The following is a 22,210-nucleotide window of genomic DNA, read 5'->3' as shown; positions in this document are numbered from 1 at the left end:
GGTGCAATATTTTTCGGCAATTCCGTTTAGCCCGTGAATGCCTGATCCTGCCTCCATCGAAACGGATGGAGCGTGACATGACCGAGATGCAACAGAAAACAAGATGCGTGCTGGTGCTCGGCGCAACGGGCGGTATCGGTAGCGCCGTCGCGCGCGGGCTCAAAAGGCGTGGCTGGCAGGTGCGTGCCTTGAACCGAAATGCTGAAACGGCGGCGCAGACCGAGCCGGCGTTCGACTGGCGGCAAGGCGACGCCATGAACGCGAGCGACGTTCGCACTGCTGCCGAAGGCGTCGATCTGATCGTGCACGCGGTCAATCCGCCTGGCTACCGCAATTGGGGCACCCTGGTGCTGCCGATGCTCGACAATACGATCGCTGCCGCCAGGGCTACCGGCGCACGCATCCTTTTGCCAGGGACGATCTACAATTTCGGCCGCGACGCCTTTCCCGTCCTGACGGAGGACGCACCGCAGAACCCGGACACCGACAAGGGTCAGATTCGCAAGGAGATGGAGCGTCGCTTGAAGGATGCGTCGGAGGCGGGTGTCGGTGTCATCATCGTCAGGGCAGGTGACTTCTTCGGTCCCGGTGCGGCCAATAACTGGTTTTCGCAAGGGCTGGTGAAACCGGGCAAACCGTTGGGCGCGATTTCCTACCCGGGCCGCGAAGGCATCGGCCATCAATGGGCCTATCTGCCCGATGTGGCCGAAACCATGATCCGCCTTGTCGAGCGCACCGAGGACCTGCCGCCTTTCGCCGTCTACCACATGCAGGGCTTCCTCGACCGCAATGGCGCCGAGATGATTGCGGCGATCCGCCGGGTCGTTGGCAAGCCCGCGCTTCCCGTCCGCGCCTTCCCGTGGTGGCTGATCGACCTGGCGTCGCCCTTCGTTCCGCTCTTCAGGGAGTTGCGCAAGATGCGTTATCTCTGGCGCGAACCCTTGAGAATGCCGAACGAGCGGCTGCTTGCCGTGCTCGGCGAAGAGCCGCACACGCCGATCGACGAGGCTGTCGCAACGACGCTCCGCGGGCTTGGTTGCCTGAGCGACCGGCCGGCGCTTCCACAAGGGCGTGCCACAGGCTAGGGCGCGTCCATGTCGAGGATCGATTTCGGCTGGGCCCTGATACCGGTCAGTTCCGGAAGACGAGGCAAGCGCCGCCGCTCTTGCGAATCGTGGCGCAAAGCTTGTTTGCGTCCGCCTGGGTCTCGCGGCCGATGCGTGCGGCGTAGCGGATCCTGAGGCCAAAGCTGGCATTGCGTTCGCGCAGGAGAAGCGCCTTCTCACTGCGGATCGGCTCCGGCAACCGCTTGACTGCGCTGACGAACAATCGCTGCGCCACCGACTTCTGGAAATGCGCGGCAAGCTGCACGCCCCAGGGCGCCCATTCCGCCTCGTCGATCACCTCGATGTCGCGCAGATTGCGGGTGCTGGCGAGTGCCACGCAGCCGTCGATGAAGGTCTTGTTCTTGTCGAGCGTCAGGTCGAGGATCTTTGGCGGATTGTCGCGCCAGTCCTCGACGCTGTAAGCGGTGATCGCAAGCACGTAGTTGCGCGTTTCCGCCGGCAGCCAATCGACCTCGAGAAAACGCTCGAGCCCGTTCTCGCCGGCATTGTAGGCGGCAGCCGCATAGCCGAGATTGCCGTAGCGCGACTTGAGTTCGTTCAGATATTCCGCCGACTTGCCGAGCGCCTCGACCACATCGAAGCTGTTGTTGAGCCCCCGCATCTTCGCCGTTCCCGGCATGAATTGCGCGATGCCTTCAGCGCCCTTGGGGCTGACGGCATTGGGCCGAAACAGGCTTTCGCGCCAGATCAGGCGGGCGAAGAAAGCCGCGGGCAGGTCGTTGACGGCCGCATAGTGGTCGATCACGCCGCAGATATCGCGGGCGAAGTTTTCCTTGCTGATGCAGAGCGACTTGGCGGGGTCGGTAGCCGACGGGCCGGAATAGACGCATTTGGGCCGTGGAGCGAGATCATCGATACGAGCCGCCGCGGGGACGGCGCTCAGCGACGGAATGCTGACAGCCAGCGCCAGTGCCGCTTTCGCGACACGTGCCCAGGCGCCCGATCTGACCTTCTGCCGAAGACCCACGTCAAAATGTTTCCAGAAACAGTCCTTGAAGGTTCATAGCATCTCCCGCCGCCTCGACAAACGACCATTGTCGAGGCGGCGCCGCGGCTTAGCGCGGCGAGCCCGTCTGGAGCACCAGTTGCATGAATGTCAGGTCGAGCCAGCGGCCGAACTTCGTGCCGACTTCGCGCAATCGGCCGGTATCCTCGAAACCCAGTTGGGCATGAAGGCGGATCGAGGCTGCGTTCTCCGACTCGATCCCGGCGATCATCACATGCTTGCCCAACCGCTCGGCCTCGGCGATCAGCGCTTCCATGAGTTTCCGGCCAATACCGCCACCGCGCCGATCCTTGTGAACATAGACGGAGTGCTCGACCGTGTGGCGGTAGCCATCGAAGGCGCGCCAATCGCCGAAGGACGCATAGCCGATGACATCGCCTTCGTCCGAGACCGCTACCAGCACCGGATAACCCGCGTCCGTGCGCGCCTTCAGCCAGGCTGTTCGATTGGCGACATCGACCAGGGTATCGTTCCAGATCGCTGTCGTGTTCGCCACGGCGTCGTTGTAGATGTCGCAGATGATTGGCAGGTCGTCTTGGATGGCCGCCCGGATCAGCATGCTTGCTCCTCGCATTCGTTCACTATATGACTACGATATGAATACTAAAGTAGACAGCTTGGATCAACGGCTCAGTGAACGAATTCGTCTGGAAAGGGAGGCGCGCGGCTGGTCGCTGAGCGATCTTTCGGAGCGCTCCGGCGTCTCGCGCGCGATGATCCACAAGGTCGAGCGGGGCGACAGCAGCCCGACGGCGACGCTGCTGGCAAAGCTCGCCGGTGCGTTCGGGCTCACCATGTCCAGCCTGATCGCGCGGGCCGAGATGAGCCAGGGCAGGCTGTCGCGACGCCAGGATCAGGCGGTGTGGCGCGATCCGCAGACCGGCTACCTCCGGCGCCACGTGTCGCCGATGTCGGACCTGCCGCTCGAGCTGGTCGAGGTCGAGCTTCCGGCCGGCGCCGAGGTGCCGATCCCGGCATCCGCCTATGCGCTCCATCGCCGGTGGATATGGGTGAGTGCAGGGCGCCTGACCTTCGTGGAAGGGCTGGAGACCCATACGCTTGGCGTCGGGGATTGCCTCGAGCTCGGCCCGCCGCAGGATTGTGTCTTCCGCAATGACGGCGGAGAGACCTGTATCTACGCCGTCGTTCTGTTGCGGACGGGGTGAGCTTAGCGGTCGAGCTCTGCGATGGCGATCCGCGCCATTTCGAGGTCGTTCTCGACACCGAATTCGTCGTTGTCTTCCAGGAACCAGGCTGCGGAAAGCCCGGCATAGGCGAGCACCCAGGTGAGGATACGGTGTGGGTGAAGCCCAGTCTCCTTGGCGACGATGGGCAGATGCCGCTGCAGCCGGCCCGGAGCGGTAACTAGGGGCAGTTCCGGATTGCAGAAGAGGTTGGCGTAGTCGTAGCCGCGATCGCCGAGCACGCGTTTCGGGTCGATCGCCAGCCAGCCGCGGTCGCCGAAATCGAGGATGTTGGCGTGGTGCACGTCGGCATGCAGGACGACCGGCGGTTCGGGATCGGCTAACAGGCTTTTCGCCGCCTCGAGCGCGCGCGCAAAGAGCCCGCCTTGAGCGGGAGCAGCCGTTTCCAGAGAGGCGAACCATCTGTCGAGCGGCACGAGATCGCCGGGAACCGGTGTTAAGCGCGGAGCATGAAGCGCGGCGACAGTGCGGCAGATGATGCGCGTCACATCCTCGTCGCTTCCGGTCATCGCCATGTGGAAGAGGTTGCGCCGGCTGTCCGTGCGCTCCATCAGTACCGCGTCGCCATCGGCTTCATAGACCTTGGCAGCGCCTTGCCCGTTCCAGTAGAGCAGCGGCAGGCGGCCATACTTCTCTTCCGGGTCCTCGGCGACCTTGAGCATCGCCTGCTGGCCGCGATAGCGGACGGGGTAAAGACGGCTGGAGGGGGTTACGATGACGTCGCCGTCAGGATGCAATGACCATTTCTCTGAATATAGCGAAAACATAAGCTCTTCATTCCCAAGGACAAATGCTCCGCCAAGGAGGCGGAGCATTGCCATGTGGGAGTGTCAGGCGACCTGTTCAAGGGCGGGATAGTCGGTATAGCCCTTGGCGCCACCGCCATAGAAGGTTGCCTGATCCGGCGCGTTCAGCGGCGCATCGCGCTTCAACCGCTCGACGAGATCAGGATTGGCAATGAACGGCTTGCCGAAGGCGACGAGGTCGGCTTCGCCGTCCTTGACCGTCTTCACGGCGAGCGCCCTGTCATAGCCATTGTTGGTCATCCAGGCAGCCTTGCCGCCAGCGGCGACATAGGTCGAACGCAGGGCGTCGTAGTCGAATGGCTGGTCGCCCTGCTGGTGGTCGCGCGGGCCGCCGGTCGCGCCTTCGATGATGTGGATATAGGCGAGGGGATAGCGGGCGAGATTCTTGACCACATGGCCGAAGACCTGCTGCGGCTGCGGATCAAAGGCATCGTTGGCGGGGGTGACAGGCGAAAGGCGGATACCGACCCGGCCGGCGCCGATTTCATTCGTCACGGCATCCATGACCTCGAACAGGAAGCGGCCGCGGTTCTCGATCGAACCGCCATAGGCATCCGTGCGGTGGTTCGAACCCGAGCGCAGGAACTGGTCAATGAGATAGCCGTTGGCCGCGTGGATCTCGATGCCGTCGAAGCCGGCGTCGATCGCGGCGCGCGCAGCCTTGCGATAGTCCTCGACGATCGCCTTGATCTCGGCGATCTCCAGCGCATGCGGCTCGGAGGTTTCGGCAAAGGAACCGGTACCGTCGGCATTGACCAGATAGGTCTTGGACTTGGCGCGAATGGCCGACGGCGCCACGGGCTTGCCGCCGCCCGGCTGCAGCGAATCATGCGAAATGCGGCCGACATGCCACATCTGGACGACGATCCGGCCGCCCTTGGCATGCACTGCGTCCGTCACCTTGCGCCATCCGTCGAGCGCTTCCGGCGTATAGAGGCCCGGCACGTCGGCATAGCCCTGGCCCTGCTGGGTGATCGCCGTTCCCTCCGTGATCAACAGGCCGGCCGTCGCACGCTGCTCGTAATAGGTCACGTTCAGGGTGTTCGGAACAGCGCCCGGCGACCGGTTGCGGGTCAGCGGCGCCATCACGACGCGGTTCTTCAGCGCGATGTCGCCGATGGTGATGGGGTCGAAAAGCGAGGCCATGGGAGGTCCTTTCAGGGAGGAGGTCTGCTTGGGGAGAAGGTGCGTCTTAGAGATCGCCGAGGCTCTTGAGGAAGGCGGCGATCGTCTCTTCATCGCGGCGGTAGAAGATCCATTGGCCAACCTTGCGGGTGGTCACCAGGCCGGCGCGCTGAAGCACAGCGAGATGCGAGGAAACGGTCGACTGCGACAGGCCGCAGCGTTCGAACTGGCCGGCACATACGCCGAGATCGAGCGGATGCTCCTGGCTCGGAAAATGGCGCTGCGGCTCCTTCAGCCAGGCGAGGATGTTGACCCGTACGGGATGGGCAAGCGCCTTGAGGATTTCGTCTCGGTCCATTGTATATCGCCGTATCGTGTTTTATCGATAGATGTATCGCTAAAACACGATATTCAAATCACAACACCGTGAGCGTGTTGCAGGCAAAAAAAGAGGGCCTCAAGAAAACTTGGGCCCTTGTAGTTGTGAAGGTAATAAGAACCTCCAGAGGGGAACAGCTAATGCGGTGGCGGGGAGGAGAAGCCACCAAGAATGCATCAGCTGCATTTTAATATGGGAAGCGAAGTATCGGCTTTCAATAGCCGGCTGTGATTTTCATCACGGTTCGCCTGTATCTAACAGTAGACAAAAAAAGAGGGCCACAAGATGACTTGGGCCCTTATAAGTTGTGAAGGTAATTAAACCTCCAGAGGGGAACAGCTGCTGCGGTGGCACTGGGAGGAGAAGCCACCAAAGATGCATCAGCTGAGTTTGGTATGCTGCTTTTTTGGGCGCGCAACAATCATTTTCTGTGCATGACAGCCATGTCATGCGCGCATCCCTGCCTATTTCTGCGGCGCACAATAAAAATGCGCCGCACAATTGTGCCGGCGCATTGGTAATATCGATGCAAAAACAGAAGGTTGGCATTCACTCGGGAAAATGCTCGGAAAATGATCATTCGCGCGGAGCGCGCTAGAAGTTCCAGTTGCGGGCCTTGGCGACGATGTAGTCGCGGAAGACCTTGAGTTTGGCTGCGTTCTTCATCTCGTCCGGATAGCAGAAATAGGTATCGAAGGACGGGATGTCGGCGCTGATCGGCAGCTGGATGAGGCCAGGGTCGCGGCCGACGATATAGTCGGGCAGCATGGCGACGCCGATGCCGAGCAGGCAGGCGCGCTTGATCGAGGTCTGGCTGTTGATCTGCAGATGCGACACGCGCGGATTGTCGGAATCGCGGCCGGCGATCTCGAGCCAGTTGACGTCGAGCAGATAGTTCGGCGCGGGCTCGCCGAAGGTGATGATGCGGTGGTTGTCGAGATCCTCGACCGACTGCGGCTCGCCATACTTGTTGATGTAGGACGGAGCTGCATAGACGTGCATGTGCACGGTGAAGAGCTTGCGCTGGATGAGATCCGACTGCTGCGGCTGACGCAGGCGGATGGCACAGTCCGCATGGCGCATGTTCACGTCCAGTTCCTCGTTGTCGAGGATGAGCTGAACCTGCACCTCCGGGTGCAGCGACATGAATTCCTGGATCTTGTCGGTGAGCCAGCCCTGGCCGAGACCGACCGTGGTGGTAATGCGCAGCTTGCCGCTCGGCTTGTCGGTGGTCTCGCTCAGCTGGACCTTGACGCTTTCGAGCTTCATCAGCACTTCATGCGCGGTGCGATAGAGGATCTCGCCCTGCTCGGTGAGGATCAGGCCGCGCGCATGACGGTGGAACAGCTTTATGCCGACATCCTGCTCCAGCGAGCTGACCTGCCGGCTGATCGCGGACTGCGAAAGATGAAGCTTGTCTGCCGCATGGGTGAACGACCCAGCCTCGGCCGCCGCGTGAAAAATGCGCAGTTTGTCCCAGTCCAGCGACATGAAGTCCCCCATAAGAAACCACTCCGGAAGACGGGGTCCTGTCTTCCGGGCGTGGCTGATGCATCTGTTCCCACACGGGCGAGGTGCCTCAGCGACACCACCCCGATTCGCAGCTTCTATTCGGCTGCAATTGCGACGGGCATATGACCCGCCAGGTATTTCTCGGCCTCAAGCGCTGCCATGCAGCCCATGCCGGCCGCCGTAACCGCTTGACGGTAAATGTCGTCCGTCACGTCGCCTGCGGCAAAAACGCCGGGCACGTCGGTCGCCGTCGAATCGGCTGCGGTCCAGAGATAGCCGTTGGACTTCTGCCGAAGCTTGCCTTTGAAAAGTTCGACCGCAGGCGCATGACCGATCGCGACGAACACGCCGTCGGTGACCATGTCGGAGGTTTCGCCGGTCTTGGTGTTGCGCAGCTTCACGCCGTTGACGGAAGCGGGCATCGGCGGCTTGGCCGGCGCACCCAGATATTCGACGACCTCGTGATCCCAGATCACCTTGACGTTCGGCTTGGCGAACAGGCGCTCCTGCAGGATCTTTTCGGCGCGGAAGGAATCGCGGCGGTGAACGACCGTCACGGTCTTGGCGAGGTTCGAGAGATAAAGCGCCTCCTCGACGGCCGAGTTGCCGCCGCCGACGACGATCACGTCCTTGTTGCGATAGAAGAAGCCGTCGCAGGTGGCGCAGGCCGAGACGCCGAAGCCCATGAAGGTCGGTTCGGTCTCGATGCCGAGCCACTTGGCCTTGGCGCCGGTGGCGATGATCAGTGCGTCCGCCGTCCAGTCGTTGCCGCTGTCGGTCTTGACGCGGAACGGACGAACCGACAGGTCGACATCGGTCACGAGATCGTTGACGATCTCGGCGCCGACATGGGTCGCCTGCTTCAGCATCTGTTCCATCATCCACGGGCCCTGGACCGGATCGGCATAGCCCGGGTAGTTTTCGACGTCCGTCGTGATCATCAACTGGCCGCCCTGTTCCATGCCGGCGATCAACACGGGCTCGAGCATGGCGCGCGCCGTATAGATGGCGGCGGTGTAGCCGGCCGGGCCGGAGCCGATGATCAGCACTTTCACGTGACGGGCAGTCATAATCTTGTCCTTCGTTCATCGGAGAGGATTGCGTCCCCATCCGATTCCATTGCGTCAATGGGAAATCGTTCCATACTTTAGGTATTCCCCACCATGACTTTCAAGAGCGCACAGCCTGATACACACAAGTGCTTGAGCCTGAAGCCCGGTTTTGCCACCAGATGACGCGCTTAAGGCACAGGGGGCGGCCCGGCATCGATCCGCGTCTCGCGCCGGAGCGCGCGGCGGCAGTGGAGCGCACTTCGTGTCGCTTCTGACGATGTCCACCTCTATTTGCACATCTGCCGGCATCGCCAACGCCGTTTTCCCGCGAATAGTCGGCCGGGCTGCTTGTTGTCCAGCGGGTTTGACGATATTTCACGCGGATTCACTTTGCTGGAGAAGCATATGGGGTTGAATGCCGGCCGTGCATGGTTGCACTGCGAACGCGCTGCGCTCGGCCACGCACCGACTCGAGACGACCTTGCCCTTGACGAGCGCGCCTTGCCGAAAATCTCGACCGAGACGATCGCGGCAGCGCCGGGATAGGGACGCATCAGTCGACGTCGCCCACGATCGGGGCAACCTCACCATCGGCAGACACAAGTTTTCGACTTTGCCTCGCGCTCAAAGTCACCACGAAAAGGACGAACGTTCATGACGAAACAAGTCGAGCTCGACGCTATCGATCTCAAGATCCTTCGCGAGCTCCAGCGTGATGGCCGGATGACCAATGTCGATCTCGCGCAAAGGGTCGGCATCTCCGCGCCGCCGTGCCTCCGGCGCGTGCGCAAGCTCGAAGAGACGGGCGTCATCAAGGGCTATCACGCGCTGCTGAACGCTCCGGCGCTCGGCTTTGATCTCGTCGCCTTCTGCATGGTCGGCCTGAAGCGCCAGTCGGAAGCCGATCTCAAGGCCTTCGCCGCCGCCACCGCCGAATGGCAGATCGTCCGGCAGGCCTGGACGGTTTCCGGCGAAAGCGACTTTCTCCTGCATTGTGTCGCCGAAAACCTTACGACTTTCCAGGATTTCGTCATCGAAGTGCTGACGGCCAACGAACGCGTCGATACGGTGCGCACGATGCTGACCATTCGCCAGGTCAAGGATATCGGCCTCGTCCAGATCTAAGGCCTGCCCATGAACAAGCTTCCGCTGTCCGCCTTCATCATCTGCCAGAACGAAGAAGCCTATCTCGGCAATTGCATCGAGAGCCTCGAGCAATGCTCAGAAATCGTCATCGTCGATTCCGGTTCGACCGACGGAACGCCGGCACTCGTGCAGTCCTATATCGACAAGGGCTGGCCGATCCGTTTCCTGCATGAGCCGTGGCGGGGCTATGCCGGCCAGAAGCAGTTCGCGCTTGATCAATGTACGCAGCCCTGGTGCTTCAACATCGATTCCGACGAACGCCTCGACGAACCGCTGAAGGCGCTGCTGCCGTCACTGCTCGATGCGCCACCGGAGACGGTTGGCTGGCGCGTCGCGCGCAGGCCCTATCTGATCGGCTACGGCTACACGCCGGAGCGCGCGCACGAGCGACGGAACCTGCGGCTTATCCGCCAGGGCAGGGGCCGCTACGACCTTAACCAGAAGGTCCACGAAGGCATCGTGCCGGATGGCGCGGTCGGCGCTGCCCCCAAGGGCAGTCTGCTGCACTACCGGCCGCTGATCATCGACGAGCAGATCCTCAAGGAAAACAAGTATTCGACGCTCAAGGCCGACCAGCAGTTCGCCGCCGGCAAGTCGGCGCGGCCCTACAAGATGCTGTTCAGCCCGCCGCTCTATTTCCTCCGGCTCTATTTCCGTAACGGCCTGTGGCGCTGCGGCTTTCCAGGCTTCATCGAGGCGATGACGGGGGCGGTCTACGCTTTCCTGACTGCCGCCAAGATCTATCAGAGGCACGCGCTGAAACGCCACCCGAACCATGACGACATGGATCGGCGGCAGAACCAGCGGTGAGGTTTCCATGAAAGTCATGCATTTTCACTTCGGCAAGGACGGCGGCGCTGAGCGCTTCTTCGTCCACCTGGTCAACGCGCTCGGCGAGCGCGGCGTTGAGCAGACCTCGGTTATCCGGCCGGGTCGCATCTGGCGGAAAGACATCGAGGGCGCGACGCGCATCATCGAAAGCAACTTCCGCAACCTTTCGCTCGATCGCATTCTCTTGCCGATGAAGGTCAGCAGCATGGCGCGGCGCGAGAAGCCCGACGCGCTGTTTGCCTGGATGCCGCGCGCCAGCCGCCTGATGCCCAACTACAAGGGCTGCATCAAGATCTCGCGTCTCGGCGACTATCCGTTGCGCCTCGATTATTTCCGCAACACCGATTGCCTCGTCTGCAATACGCCGGGCATTGCCGAGCATGTGCGCAAGATCGGCTGGAAGCGCGAAGTCGAGGTGATTTCCAACTTCACCGGAACCGAGCGGGTGGCGCCAATCAGCCGCGCCACGCTCGACACACCTGAGAACGTGCCTGTGGTCATGTCGATGGGGCGCTTCGTTCCGCGCAAGGGCTTCCACACCCTGATCCAGGCGATCGCCAAGGTGCCGGACGCCTATCTCTGGCTGGTGGGCGACGGCGAAGAGCGGGCAAACCTGGAAAAGCTCGCCGCCGACCTCGGCGTGTCGAAGCGCGTGCGCTTTGCCGGTTGGCAGAAGGACACGCGGCCTTTTCTTGCTGCTTCGGATATCTTCGTCATGGCATCGAGCCACGAGCCGCTCGGCAACGTTATCCTCGAATCCTGGGCGCAAGGCACGCCTGTCGTGTCCAGCCGATCGGAAGGACCGCAATGGTTCATGCGCGACGGCGAAAACGGCTTGATGGTCGATATTGGTGACGCCGACGGCTTTGCCCAGGCGATCGATCGGATCGCAGGCGATCCGTCGCTGGGTGAACGCCTTGCCGAACGCGGCTATGAGACGCTGATGAACCAGTTCTCGAAGCAGGCGATCACGGACGCCTATCTGAAGCTCTTCGCTTCAAAGCGCTGAGGCAAATTCGATCGCGCGGCTGCCATCACGATGGCAGCCGATCAGGAACGCATCAGGCGCTCGTAGACGGCGTTGATCGCGCGGGCCTCGCCCTCGATTGCGAAGGATGCGCGGGTTAGGCCCAGACCGTTGGCGCCAGCCAAGGCCCGACGGTGATCATCGTCGATAAAACCGGCGGTTGCTTCCACCATCGCCTGCAGATCGTTGGCGGCGATCACCGTGCCGGTTTCCTGCTCGCCGACGACGACCAGTTCCGAAAATGCGCCGACATCGGTTGCGATGACGGGCACGCCCGTTGCCATCGCTTCGAGCGGCGTCAGCCCGAAACCTTCCCAGCGTTGCGGCGCAACGAAAAGGTCGAGCGCGCGGTACCAGTCCGGAATGTTGGTATGTTCACCAACGAAACGGATGCGATCGGTAAGCCCGGCCTTTGCAACCCGCTCTTTCAGTTCGTTCTCGAATGCCACGTGCGGGCCGGTCGCGCGACCGGCGACGATGGCGCTCCAGCCGGGCCGGCACGGCAGAAGCGCAATCATGCTATCGACGAAGAGATCGGTGCCCTTCTGCTTCCGCACCCGCCCGAAGCAGCCGACATATTTTTGCGCCGGATCCAGGCCGAGCGCGGCCTTGGCCGCACCTGCGTCGGCCGGCGGCTGGAAGCGCTTGGTGTCGATGCCGTGAAGGATGACCGTGTTCGGCACCTGCAAATAGGCGGAGGTCTTGCCGCTCGTCGCGATCACCGCGTCCATACGCGAAATCAGGAACTTGCTCCAGCCGGTGTGGCGGCGCTGAGAAGCGGAGGTGAAGACGATCTTCAGCTTCATGCCCAGCAGGTCGCGCAGCACGATCGCCGGCAGCATCTCGACATTGCGGCGCGCATGCCAGACCCGGCAAGGCCGTCCGTCCGGTGCACTCCACAGACGCAGAAGATCGCGGAAGCGGATCGAGGGCAAGGTGTCAGGCAGGCCCGGACCAAGCACGGCGATCTTTTCGCCGAGCGCGCGCTGGATCGGAATCAACTGGATGATGGTAGACGTCACGCCCGAGAGACGGCGCTTGAAATTGGGAGCGATGACCTCGACGTTCCGGATATCGGCCACGAAAGCGCACTCCTTGCGCGAGCAATGATCGTCTTTGGGAGAAAGAGAAAAGGGGGCGAAGGAAGACTTCGCCCCTGCCTGGGGCTGATCAGCCCCAGTTGACGGCGAGAATCTCGTAGGCCTTGGAGCCGCCGGGGGCGTTCACTTCGATGGAATCGCCGACTTCCTTGCCGATCAGCGCGCGGGCGATCGGCGACGAGATCGAGATGCGGCCGGCCTTCACGTCGGCTTCCTGGTCGCCAACGATCTGGTAGGTCTTTTCCTCTTCAGTGTCTTCGTCGACGAGCTTCACCTTGGCGCCGAACTTGATCTTGGAGCCAGACATCTTCGAGAGATCAATGACTTCCGCGCGGGCGATCAAGTCTTCGAGCTCGGTGATGCGGCCTTCGTTGTGGCTCTGCGCTTCCTTGGCAGCGTGGTACTCGGCATTTTCCGACAGGTCGCCATGTGCACGGGCTTCGGCAATCGCCTCGATGATTCGCGGTCGTTCTTCCTGCTGGCGCCAGCGCAGCTCCTCCTGCAGGTTGACGAATCCGCCCTGGGTCATCGGCACTTTTTCGACCATTTCAATGTCCTTCATCAAGCACGAGGCGCCGCCCTTTGGGCGGCGCCAACGCAAAAGAAAACGGTCTCCGGCGCGCAAACGCCGGAACCGTCCGAAACTTCGAACCTTCGTTATAGCAGAAACGGAAGCGCGAAAGCCAGATATTTCGCCGTCGTCCACCGAACCCTGAAATGCCGCTGCAACTTGTGGGGGAGGCGACGGGGTGGCAAGCTGCGCAGAAAGCGCTTTACCTCAACCGCGGTTGAGGTCGTAACAGAAGTGTTCCGAAGAGATAGCACGAGGAACGTTGGGCATGGTTCTGGCGAGGGACGAAACGAAGGCAGGCGAAGGCGATACCGCACTTCAGGAGGACGGCCGCTGGAGCGAACTGCTGCGGCCGGACTATCTGGCGACGACGGCTGCCCTTTGCCTCGGGGTCGCGTTGTTCGCCTTCAACGAGTTTTTCGTAGCGACCGCGCTGCCCACAGCCGTCGAAGAGATCGGCGGCGCTACGCTGTTGTCCTGGGCCGTCACGCTCTATCTCGTCTTTGCCATTCTCGGCGGCGCTGTTGCCGCCACGCTCAAGTCCAGGTTTGGCGCACGCGGGACGCTGATTACGGCCGCGCTCATCTTTGTCGTCGGCACCCTCGTCGCGACTGCCGCCGGCAGCATGCCGCAGGTCCTCGCCGGTCGTGTGTTTCAAGGATTCGGCGAGGGGATCATTGCAGCGGTCTGCTACGCGCTGATCCCCGAACTCTTCCCGCCGCGCCTGGTCCCGAAGGTATTCGGAGCCGAGGCCATCGTCTGGGCAACGGCGGCCTTTGGCGGCCCGCTCGTATCCGGCTTCCTGACGGAATACTGGTCATGGCGGGCGGCCTTCGCCGTCAATGTTCCCGCAACCGTCATCTTCGTCGCGCTCGTTCTGTTGATCGTGCCGGCACGCAAGGTGCCATCGAGCGACACGCCTCGCCCAATTCCGCTTCTGCGGCTAACCGTCGTCGGTTCCGGCATATTGCTGATATCGGTCTCAAATACGGCGAGCAGCGTCCCCCTGATGGCGGCGGCGCTGGCAACGGCGCTGACCATCCTCTGGGCGGCCGTCGCAACAGACCGCCGGGCAGAGCATTCGATCCTGCCCGCCGGTGCTTTTCAGCTCACAAAACCGCTCGGCACCGGACTTTGGGTCGTGCTGCTGATGCCCCTCGCTCAGGCGTCCGGCTCGGTATATCTCATCTACGGCCTGCAACATGTCTGGAGTTTCAGCCCTACGGCCGCTGGCTTTTCCGCAGCACTGATGGCGATATCCTGGAGCGTGACCGCAATCGCCGTCGCAAGCCTGCACTCCCACGCTCTGCGCGTGAAGTTGATCCCTGCGGGTCCAGCGCTTCTCAGTCTCGGGCTTGCTGGCCTGATGGTCGCCTTCGCGATCGACGATTACCGGCTGGTCTTCCCGAGCCAGATCGCCGTTGGCGCAGGGTTCGGCATATCGTGGGGCACACTCAGCCAGTTGATGATGGACGTCTCCTTGCGAGGAGAGCGGGACAAGACCTCGGCGTTTCTGCCGACATTGCAGTCGGCCGGTTATGCGATCGGCGCGGCGATCTGCGGGCTGACGGCCAATCTTCGCGGTTTCGACGAGCAGGCGAACGTTGCCACGATGCACGCCGCCTTGTTCACGGTCTTCGTCGTCGCGTTTCTGATCTCCACGGCTTCTCTGTATTTGGGTGTCAGAACCGTGCGGCTCGCAGCGAGCCACGCGCGTCGTGATCGGGGCAGAACGGCTGCTGAGGCGCTGGCGGCAGACTGATCAGTGCGATCAAGCGCAGGATGGCTGTTCCCGCGCTTTGCTCTTGGTACTGCTTCAGGCTGCAGCTGACAGAGACGCGCCGACGTGGCGGCGAGCAAGCAACGCCCGCTGTTCGGCGCCGCGGCCGATGGAGGGCACGATCGTTGCCAGCAGCCTGCGGTTGCTGGAAAGGACCTGAACCTTCAACGAACCATAATCCGCATCGCGACCGATCTTGTCCGCGACCCGCTGGCCGTAATAGAGGGCCGATCCCTCGTCGAAATGGCAGATACCGTCTTCATCGACGAAGTGCTCGTCGCCCCACAGCAAATCAAAGAAATAGAGTTGCACGATCTTGCCCCATGTCGCGCCCGCCGGCGAAGCCGCCGATCTCTCTGTGCGCAGGGTCATAGAAACATGTGCTGGGGGAATACAGGCTGAACCGGTCGTTCATGCGGCGTTCAGCGGCGAGCAGGCTGTTGAAGCGCAACACTCCTCGGGCATGGCGGCGGCGCGCGAAGGTTCGCGCGCCGCTCTCGTTCTTAGGCCTTGAAGTAGCTCTGCAGCGGGCGCACTTCGAGGCTGCCGGCCTTCAGAGCCTTGATGGCATGGGCAGCCGCTTCCGCACCCGACATGGTCGTGTAGTAGGGCACCTTCTGCATCAGTGTCGCGCGACGCAGCGACTTGGAGTCCGAGATCGCCTTGTTGCTGTCGGTGGTGTTGAAGACGAGCTGGACGTGACGGTTACGGATCGCGTCCTCAACGTGAGGCCGACCTTCCTGGACCTTGTTGATCTTGGTGGCGGCAATGCCGTGTTCACCGAGGAAGCGGGCCGTACCACCGGTCGCCATCACCTTGAAGCCGATATCGACGAGGATGCGGATTGCCGGAAGCACGCGGGTCTTGTCCTCGTCGCGCACCGAAACGAACACCGTTCCATCGCGCGGCAGGTCGACGCCGGCGCCGAGCTGCGACTTGGCGAAGGCGAGCGCATAGTCGGTGTCGAGGCCGATGACTTCGCCGGTCGAGCGCATTTCCGGGCCGAGCAGGGTGTCGACGCCGGGGAAGCGTGCGAACGGGAAGACCGCTTCCTTGACGGCGATGTGCTTGAGGTTGCGCGGATCCGGCTTTTCGCCATAGGCAGCAATCGCCACGTCGAGCGCTTCGCCTGTCATGACGCGGGCGGCGATCTTGGCGATCGGCGCGCCGATGGTCTTGGCGACGAAGGGCACGGTGCGCGAGGCGCGCGGGTTCACTTCAAGCACGTAGATGGTGCCGTCCTTGATGGCGAACTGCACGTTCATCAGGCCGCCGACATTGAGCGCCTTGGCAAGGGCTGCCGTCTGGCGCTCGAGTTCGTCGACCATGTCCTTGTCGAGCGTGTGAACCGGCAGCGAGCAGGCGCTGTCGCCCGAATGGATGCCGGCTTCCTCGATGTGCTCCATGATGCCCGAGACGAACACGTCCTTGCCGTCGCAGAGGCAGTCGACGTCCACTTCTGTCGCGTTCGTCAGGTAGCTGTCGAAGAGCAACGGGTTCTTGCCGAGCAGGGTGTTGATCTGACCGGTCTTGTCGTTCGGGTAGCGCTGCTTGATGTCCTCGGGAACGAGGCCCGGAACCGTGTCGAGCAGGTAGGACTGCAGCATGCTTTCCGAATGGATGATCTGCATGGCGCGGCCGCCGAGAACGTAGGACGGGCGCACGACCAGCGGGAAGCCGATCTCGGCAGCGACGAGGCGAGCCTGCTCGACCGAGTAGGCGATGCCGTTGTTCGGCTGGTTGAGGTCGAGCTTCATCAAGAGCTTCTGGAAGCGGTCGCGGTCTTCGGCAAGGTCGATCGCGTCAGGCGCGGTGCCAAGGATCGGGATGCCGTTCTTTTCGAGTGCTTCGGCGAGCTTCAGCGGCGTCTGGCCACCGAACTGGACGATGACGCCGACGAGTTCGCCCTTTTCCTGCTCGGCGCGCATGATCTCGATCACGTCTTCGGCCGTCAGCGGCTCGAAGTAGAGGCGATCGGAGGTGTCGTAGTCGGTCGACACCGTCTCCGGGTTGCAGTTGATCATGATCGCTTCATAGCCGGCATCCTTCAGGGCGAAGGCGGCGTGGCAGCAGCAATAGTCGAACTCGATGCCCTGGCCGATTCGGTTCGGACCGCCGCCGAGGATGACGACCTTCTTGCGGTCGGAGACCTCGGCTTCCGAGCGAGCGGCGCCGACGAAGGGCGTCTCGTAGGTCGAGTACATGTAGGCGGTCGGCGAGGCGAACTCGGCAGCGCAGGTGTCGATGCGCTTATAGACCGGGCGGACGTTGAGCGCATTGCGCAGTTCCGCCACTTCCTTCGGGCGCTTGCCGCCGAGCGTTGCCAGGCGGGCGTCGGAGAAGCCCATGGCCTTCAGCATGCGCAGGTTCTCGGCATCGACAGGCAGGCCATGCTCGCGGATGCGCGCTTCCATGTCGACGATCGCCTTGAACTGGGCGATGAACCACGGATCGATCTTGCTCGCCTCGTGGACTTCTTCTTCGCTCATGCCAAAGCGCAGCGCCTGGGCAACCATGCGCAAGCGGTCCGGGGTCGGCGTGCCGATCGCGGCACGAATGGCGTTACGGCCATCGCCGTTCTCGTCCATGTCGGGGATTTCGATTTCGTCGAGGCCGGTAAGACCGGTCTCAAGGCCACGCAGCGCCTTCTGCAGCGATTCGGCAAAGGTGCGGCCGATCGCCATGACTTCGCCGACCGACTTCATCGCCGTTGTGAGAACCGGCGAGGCGCCCGGAAACTTCTCAAAGGCAAAGCGCGGGATCTTGGTGACGACGTAGTCGATCGACGGTTCGAACGAGGCCGGGGTCGCGCCGCCGGTGATGTCGTTGTCGAGTTCGTCGAGCGTGTAACCGATGGCGAGCTTCGCGGCGATCTTGGCGATCGGGAAGCCGGTCGCCTTCGACGCCAGAGCTGAAGAGCGCGAAACGCGCGGGTTCATTTCGATGACGACGAGACGGCCGTCCTTCGGATTGACGGCGAACTGAACGTTCGAGCCGCCGGTCTCGACGCCGATCTCGCGCAGAACCGCGATCGAGGCGTTGCGCATGATCTGGTATTCTTTGTCGGTCAGCGTCAACGCCGGGGCAACGGTGATCGAATCGCCGGTATGCACGCCCATCGGGTCGATGTTTTCGATCGAGCAGATGATGATGCAGTTGTCCGCGGTGTCGCGGACCACTTCCATCTCGTATTCCTTCCAGCCGAGCACCGATTCTTCGATCAGCACTTCGGTGGTCGGCGACGCATCGAGGCCGCTGCCGACGATGTCGAAGAACTCCGTGCGGTTATAGGCAATGCCGCCGCCGGTGCCGCCGAGCGTAAACGACGGACGGATGATCGCGGGCAGGCCGACATCGTCGAGCGCCTGCGCGGCAATCGCCATCGCGTGGTTCATGTAGCGCTGCTTGCGGTCGCCTTCGCCAAGGTTCCATTGGTTCTCGAGGTCGTCGAGGGCCTTGTCGAGTTCGGCGCCGGAAAGCCGGCTCTTCAGTTCGGCGCGCTCGGCCTCGTGCGTCTTGCGGTCATGGTCCTTGATGTCGGTGGCATTCGCCAGCCGCGACTTCGGCGTTTCGAGGCCGATCTTCGCCATGGCTTCGCGGAAGAGGGCGCGGTCTTCGGCCTTGTCGATGGCATCCGGCTTGGCGCCGATCATCTCGACATTGTAGCGGTCGAGAACGCCCATGCGGCGCAGTGAGAGCGCCGTGTTGAGCGCGGTTTGGCCACCCATGGTCGGCAGCAGCGCGTCCGGGCGCTCCTTGGCGATGATCTTGGCGACGACCTCAGGGGTGATCGGCTCGACATAGGTTGCGTCGGCAAGGCCCGGATCGGTCATGATCGTCGCCGGGTTGGAGTTGACGAGGATGACGCGGTAGCCTTCCTCCTTCAGCGCCTTACAGGCCTGGGTGCCGGAATAGTCGAATTCGCAAGCCTGACCGATGACGATCGGCCCCGCGCCGATGATAAGAATGGACTTGATATCTTGGCGCTTCGGCATGGTCGATCATCCGTTTCTAGCTGCGCGAAAAACCGGCCGAGGTGGGAGGTCACCGGCCGGGCACGCATTGATGGGTCTTTTCAGGCTAGAAGCGGCTTATAGGCAAATGTTTCTGCAAGCGAAACCCCGAAAATTCCGGAATCGACAGGAACCAGCCATATTTGCGCACCTCTGGCCACGCAGCGCGCTCTGCGCGCGGCGAAACAGTGCTGCGAATGTCAGGCGCGGCCGGGGATGACGAGAACCTTGACCTCTCCGGCGGCCGGCGGATGCGCAATGACGTCGGCGGCTTCGCCGAGCGTTACTCGCCGCGAAATCAGCTTGTCGATCTCGATTGTGCCCGCAGCGACAAGGTCTGCCGCACGGCGGTGGACGAAGGGGTTGATGAAGGATCCGAGCACCCGCAGTTCGCGAAAGAGAATGTCGAACGGTTCGATTTCCACGGTCTCGCCCTTCGGCATGACGCCGAGAATCACGACGGTTCCACCGGCCCTGGCAAGCCGTGTCGACTGCCTGACGGTTTCGGCAACGCCGGCGCACTCGATGACGACATCGACCCCGCCGGGAACGAGCCCGGTGTCGCCGGCGATCTGCTCGACGATATTGGCAGAGGAAGGATCGACCGTCGCCGTCGCGCCGACCTCTTCGGCAAGGCGGCGCTTGGCCGCCTGCCTTGTCGACAGGATAACCGTTGTCGCGCCGGCGAGACGGACGAGCTGCACCACCAACAGGCCGATCACGCCGCCGCCGAGAACGACGACGGAGGAGCCGGCGCGGATGCCCGCCATATCCACGCCGTGCAGGCAGCAGGCAAGCGGCTCGCAGAAGGCACCATGCACAGGATCGAGGCTCAGGGGTATTTCATGTGCCTGCTTGCGCGGTATCACCACATATTCGGCAAAACCACCGTCACGATGGATGCCGATCGCCCGGAGATTGCGGCAGAGATTGATGCGCCCGGCACTGCATTGCGGGCAGGTGCCACAGGCGATGTTGGGGTCGCCGGTGATTCTCGCGCCGATTGCGATATCGCAAACGCTGCTGCCTACCGCCTCGACGATGCCGCAGAATTCGTGGCCGAGCGTGACCGGCGGGCTTGAGGGGAATTCGCCGTGCAGCAGATGCCTGTCCGTACCGCAGATGCCGCAGGCCTCGACGCGTACCAGCAGATCGTCAGGGCCGGGCGAGGGCTTTGGCACTTCTGCGACCCGCAATTGACCGATACCTTCGAGCCGCAATGCCTTCATGACCGTGCCTCCTCGCCTTTGCACGATTGCGAATAGGACCGGCAAAGCGGGTTTGCGTCAAGGCGGTCGCGGTTGCTCAAAGCGGACGGCTGATGAGTCCAGCTGCCCACTTGCCGTCAGCACTTTTGCGATCTGCCCGTCGCAGCAGAAAGATTGGTGAGATCGCGAACTTACGGGTCGCGATTGCGTTTTACAACGACGTTAGGGCCGTCTTATAAAAGAGCAAACCGACAACGCCTTTCAGAGGCCGGGAGGACAGATCATGGAATGGAAGGGCCGCCGCCAATCCGACAATATCGAAGACCAGCGCGGCGCGAGCCCCAGCGGCGGAAATCCGTTCGGGCGCGGTGGTGGCTTTCGCATGCCGACCGGTGGCGGCGGCATGCGGCGCGCCGGCGGCGGCATGAGCTTCGGCACGATCATCTTCCTCGTCGTCCTCTACTTCATCCTCAAGGCCATGGGCATCGACATGCTGCAGGTGCTGGAAGGCGGCGGTGGCCAGGTGCAGATGCCGGGCTTCGAGCAGAGCGATGGCTCGCCAGCGCCGCAGGGCACGGCTCAGGAAGAGGAAATGAAGCAGTTCATGGCGACGGTGCTTGCCGAGACCGAAGACACCTGGAACGGCATCTTCCAGGCGAACGGCCAGCAGTATGAAGAGCCGAAGATGGTGCTCTTCCGTGGCCAGGTGCGTTCTGCCTGCGGCTTCGCCTCGGCCGCCTCCGGGCCGTTCTATTGCCCTGGCGACCGCAAGGTCTATCTCGACATGAGCTTCTTCGACGAACTCGCGCAGAAGTTCGATGCGGCCGGCGATTTCGCCCAGGCCTATGTGGTCGCGCATGAGGTTGGCCACCATGTTCAGAACCTGATCGGCGTGCTGCCGAAGTTCAACCAGATGCGCCAGTCGATGAGCGAGACCGAGGCCAACCAGATGTCGGTGCGCGTCGAGCTGCAGGCGGATTGCTTCGCCGGCGTCTGGGGCAAGTACACCCAGCAGAAGGGCCTGCTCGAACAGGGCGACCTTGAAGAGGCGCTGAATGCCGCCACGCAGATCGGCGACGACACGCTGCAAAAGCGCATGCAGGGCTATGTCGTTCCCGAAAGCTTCAACCACGGCACGTCCGAACAGCGCATGCGCTGGTTCAAGCGCGGCTTCGACAGCGGCAAGATGACGGCCTGCGATACGTTCTCGGGCGCGGTTTGATTTCTTTCAACCGGAATCAACGAAAGGGCCGGCTCGACAGCCGGCCCTTTCGTTTGTGGCTTAGCGCTCGCTGTCCATGTGGGCGAGCTGGGCCTCCGGATAGCGCGCCCCGGCTGCGGCATTCTTCGGGACCGCCTGTTCGATCACCGCCAGATCGTCTGCACTGAGATGGACGTCGCGCGACGCAAGCGCCTCCGCCAGTCGATCGCGCCGCCGCGCGCCGACGAGCGGTATGATGTCCTTGCCCTTGGCCGCGACCCAGGCGATCGCGATCTGCGCGACTGATACGCCCTTGCCATCGGCGATCTGCCTCAAAGCGTCGACGAGGGCGAGGTTCCGGTCGATATTGCCTTCCTGAAACCGTGGGCTCATGGCGCGGAAGTCGCCCTTGGCGGCCGCACCTTTCTGCCAGTGGCCGCTGATCAGCCCGCGTGAAAGCACGCCGTAGGCGGTGATACCGATACCGAGTTCGCGGCAGGTCGGCAGGATCTCGTCCTCGATGCCACGCGAAATCAGCGAATACTCGATCTGCAGATCGACGATCGGATGCACGGCCGCCGCGCGCCGGATGGTCTCGGACCCAACTTCCGAGAGGCCGATGTGCCTGACGTAACCGGCCTTCACCAGATCGGCGATTGCGCCAATGGTGTCCTCGATCGGCACATCCGGGTCAAGGCGGGCAGGGCGGTAGACGTCGATATGGTCGACGCCGAGCCGCTCCAGCGTGTAGGCGAGAAAGTTGCGAACAGCCTTGGGGCGGCAATCGTAGCCAGACCAGTTCCCGGCGGCATCGCGCAACGCGCCGAATTTCACGCTCAGCAGCGCCTTGTCGCGCTTCCCGCCTTTCAGCGCCTCGCCGATCAGCATTTCGTTGTGACCCATGCCGTAGAAATCGCCGGTGTCGAGCAGCGTGATGCCGGCCTCCAGCGCGGCATGGATCGTAGCAATGCTTTCGGCTCGGTCCGCCGGGCCGTACATGCCAGACATGCCCATGCAGCCGAGGCCGAGCGCCGAAACCGAGGGACCGGTCTTTCCGAGTGAAACGTAATCCATCTTCGTTCTCCTACGACAAGGCCGAAAGACAGCCGGCCGCTTGCTCT

20 protein-coding genes are annotated in these 22,210 nt (G+C 62.6%); 7 read left to right on the top strand and 13 right to left on the bottom strand.

Going from position 1 to position 22,210, the window contains the following annotated elements; all coding sequences use genetic code 11:
• Positions 1–77 precede the first annotated feature (77 nt).
• A complete protein-coding gene (locus OKW20_RS14135; protein ID WP_429173074.1) occupies positions 78–1,085 on the top strand; it encodes an SDR family NAD(P)-dependent oxidoreductase in 1,008 nt (335 codons plus the stop codon).
• Positions 1,086–1,131: 46 nt separating this feature from the next.
• On the opposite strand, the gene OKW20_RS14130 is transcribed toward OKW20_RS14135, so the two are convergent.
• Both OKW20_RS14130 and OKW20_RS14125 read right to left on the bottom strand, forming a co-directional pair.
• Positions 1,132–2,094: a lytic transglycosylase domain-containing protein gene (locus tag OKW20_RS14130; protein ID WP_429173071.1), complete on the bottom strand. Its 963-nt coding sequence runs from the start codon at positions 2,092–2,094 to the stop codon at positions 1,132–1,134.
• Between the two features lie 88 nt (positions 2,095–2,182).
• Complete coding sequence (locus OKW20_RS14125) at positions 2,183–2,692, bottom strand: GNAT family N-acetyltransferase (RefSeq protein ID WP_043614290.1); 510 nt, start codon at positions 2,690–2,692, stop codon at positions 2,183–2,185.
• Between the two features lie 37 nt (positions 2,693–2,729).
• Here OKW20_RS14125 and OKW20_RS14120 point away from each other — a divergent pair, with 37 nt between their 5' ends.
• The gene (locus OKW20_RS14120; RefSeq protein ID WP_429173069.1) at positions 2,730–3,299 is read left to right on the top strand and encodes a helix-turn-helix domain-containing protein; all 570 of its coding nucleotides are present in this window, start codon (positions 2,730–2,732) and stop codon (positions 3,297–3,299) included.
• Between the two features lie 2 nt (positions 3,300–3,301).
• On the opposite strand, the gene OKW20_RS14115 is transcribed toward OKW20_RS14120, so the two are convergent.
• The 5 genes from OKW20_RS14115 to trxB form a co-directional block, all read right to left on the bottom strand.
• Complete coding sequence (locus tag OKW20_RS14115; protein WP_429114384.1) at positions 3,302–4,105, bottom strand: aminoglycoside phosphotransferase family protein; 804 nt, start codon at positions 4,103–4,105, stop codon at positions 3,302–3,304.
• Positions 4,106–4,168: 63 nt separating this feature from the next.
• Positions 4,169–5,290, bottom strand: coding sequence for an alkene reductase (locus OKW20_RS14110; protein WP_429173066.1), 1,122 nt, complete (start codon positions 5,288–5,290; stop codon positions 4,169–4,171).
• A 46-nt stretch (positions 5,291–5,336) separates the two neighbouring features.
• Positions 5,337–5,627, bottom strand: coding sequence for an ArsR/SmtB family transcription factor (locus OKW20_RS14105; RefSeq protein ID WP_043614302.1), 291 nt, complete (start codon positions 5,625–5,627; stop codon positions 5,337–5,339).
• A gap of 615 nt (positions 5,628–6,242) precedes the next feature.
• Complete coding sequence (locus OKW20_RS14100) at positions 6,243–7,139, bottom strand: LysR family transcriptional regulator VtlR (RefSeq protein ID WP_043614622.1); 897 nt, start codon at positions 7,137–7,139, stop codon at positions 6,243–6,245.
• 116 nt (positions 7,140–7,255) lie between these two features.
• The gene (gene trxB / locus OKW20_RS14095; protein ID WP_429173065.1) at positions 7,256–8,230 is read right to left on the bottom strand and encodes a thioredoxin-disulfide reductase; all 975 of its coding nucleotides are present in this window, start codon (positions 8,228–8,230) and stop codon (positions 7,256–7,258) included.
• A gap of 636 nt (positions 8,231–8,866) precedes the next feature.
• On the opposite strand from trxB, the gene OKW20_RS14090 reads away from it, so the two are divergent.
• From OKW20_RS14090 to OKW20_RS14080, 3 genes are read left to right on the top strand one after another with little or no spacing between them, the layout of a single operon-like run.
• On the top strand, positions 8,867–9,337 hold the full coding sequence (locus OKW20_RS14090) for an Lrp/AsnC family transcriptional regulator (protein WP_043614306.1): 471 nt from the start codon (positions 8,867–8,869) through the stop codon (positions 9,335–9,337).
• Between the two features lie 9 nt (positions 9,338–9,346).
• Positions 9,347–10,168 (top strand): glycosyltransferase family 2 protein, encoded by an 822-nt coding sequence (locus tag OKW20_RS14085; RefSeq protein ID WP_205238789.1) that lies wholly within the window; start codon positions 9,347–9,349, stop codon positions 10,166–10,168.
• Positions 10,169–10,175: 7 nt separating this feature from the next.
• The gene (locus tag OKW20_RS14080; protein ID WP_429173062.1) at positions 10,176–11,198 is read left to right on the top strand and encodes a glycosyltransferase; all 1,023 of its coding nucleotides are present in this window, start codon (positions 10,176–10,178) and stop codon (positions 11,196–11,198) included.
• A gap of 41 nt (positions 11,199–11,239) precedes the next feature.
• Here OKW20_RS14080 and OKW20_RS14075 read toward each other — a convergent pair whose 3' ends face one another.
• On the bottom strand, positions 11,240–12,298 hold the full coding sequence (locus tag OKW20_RS14075; protein WP_429173061.1) for a glycosyltransferase family 4 protein: 1,059 nt from the start codon (positions 12,296–12,298) through the stop codon (positions 11,240–11,242).
• A gap of 88 nt (positions 12,299–12,386) precedes the next feature.
• Positions 12,387–12,863 carry a transcription elongation factor GreA gene (greA, locus tag OKW20_RS14070; protein ID WP_034791305.1) on the bottom strand — a complete coding sequence of 159 codons (477 nt, stop codon included), beginning with the start codon at positions 12,861–12,863 and terminating at the stop codon, positions 12,387–12,389.
• A 292-nt stretch (positions 12,864–13,155) separates the two neighbouring features.
• Here greA and OKW20_RS14065 point away from each other — a divergent pair, with 292 nt between their 5' ends.
• The gene (locus OKW20_RS14065; protein ID WP_429173059.1) at positions 13,156–14,649 is read left to right on the top strand and encodes an MFS transporter; all 1,494 of its coding nucleotides are present in this window, start codon (positions 13,156–13,158) and stop codon (positions 14,647–14,649) included.
• A gap of 54 nt (positions 14,650–14,703) precedes the next feature.
• Here OKW20_RS14065 and OKW20_RS14060 read toward each other — a convergent pair whose 3' ends face one another.
• The 3 genes from OKW20_RS14060 to OKW20_RS14050 form a co-directional block, all read right to left on the bottom strand.
• The gene (locus tag OKW20_RS14060; RefSeq protein WP_429173056.1) at positions 14,704–15,039 is read right to left on the bottom strand and encodes a hypothetical protein; all 336 of its coding nucleotides are present in this window, start codon (positions 15,037–15,039) and stop codon (positions 14,704–14,706) included.
• A gap of 131 nt (positions 15,040–15,170) precedes the next feature.
• A complete protein-coding gene (gene carB, locus OKW20_RS14055) occupies positions 15,171–18,662 on the bottom strand; it encodes a carbamoyl-phosphate synthase large subunit (protein WP_043614319.1) in 3,492 nt (1,163 codons plus the stop codon).
• 218 nt (positions 18,663–18,880) lie between these two features.
• Complete coding sequence (locus tag OKW20_RS14050; protein ID WP_429173052.1) at positions 18,881–19,909, bottom strand: zinc-dependent alcohol dehydrogenase family protein; 1,029 nt, start codon at positions 19,907–19,909, stop codon at positions 18,881–18,883.
• 262 nt (positions 19,910–20,171) lie between these two features.
• Between OKW20_RS14050 and ypfJ the strand changes: the two genes are divergently transcribed.
• Positions 20,172–21,110 (top strand): KPN_02809 family neutral zinc metallopeptidase, encoded by a 939-nt coding sequence (gene ypfJ, locus OKW20_RS14045; RefSeq protein ID WP_429173049.1) that lies wholly within the window; start codon positions 20,172–20,174, stop codon positions 21,108–21,110.
• A 60-nt stretch (positions 21,111–21,170) separates the two neighbouring features.
• On the opposite strand, the gene OKW20_RS14040 is transcribed toward ypfJ, so the two are convergent.
• Positions 21,171–22,163 carry an aldo/keto reductase gene (locus OKW20_RS14040; protein ID WP_429173046.1) on the bottom strand — a complete coding sequence of 331 codons (993 nt, stop codon included), beginning with the start codon at positions 22,161–22,163 and terminating at the stop codon, positions 21,171–21,173.
• Positions 22,164–22,210: the final 47 nt, after the last annotated feature.

This window comes from Ensifer sp. LBL (genome assembly GCF_050435225.1).
Classification (GTDB): domain Bacteria; phylum Pseudomonadota; class Alphaproteobacteria; order Rhizobiales; family Rhizobiaceae; genus Ensifer.
The sequence above is the reverse complement of the archived record's forward strand: the minus strand, read 5'-3'. Positions and strand labels throughout refer to the sequence as shown.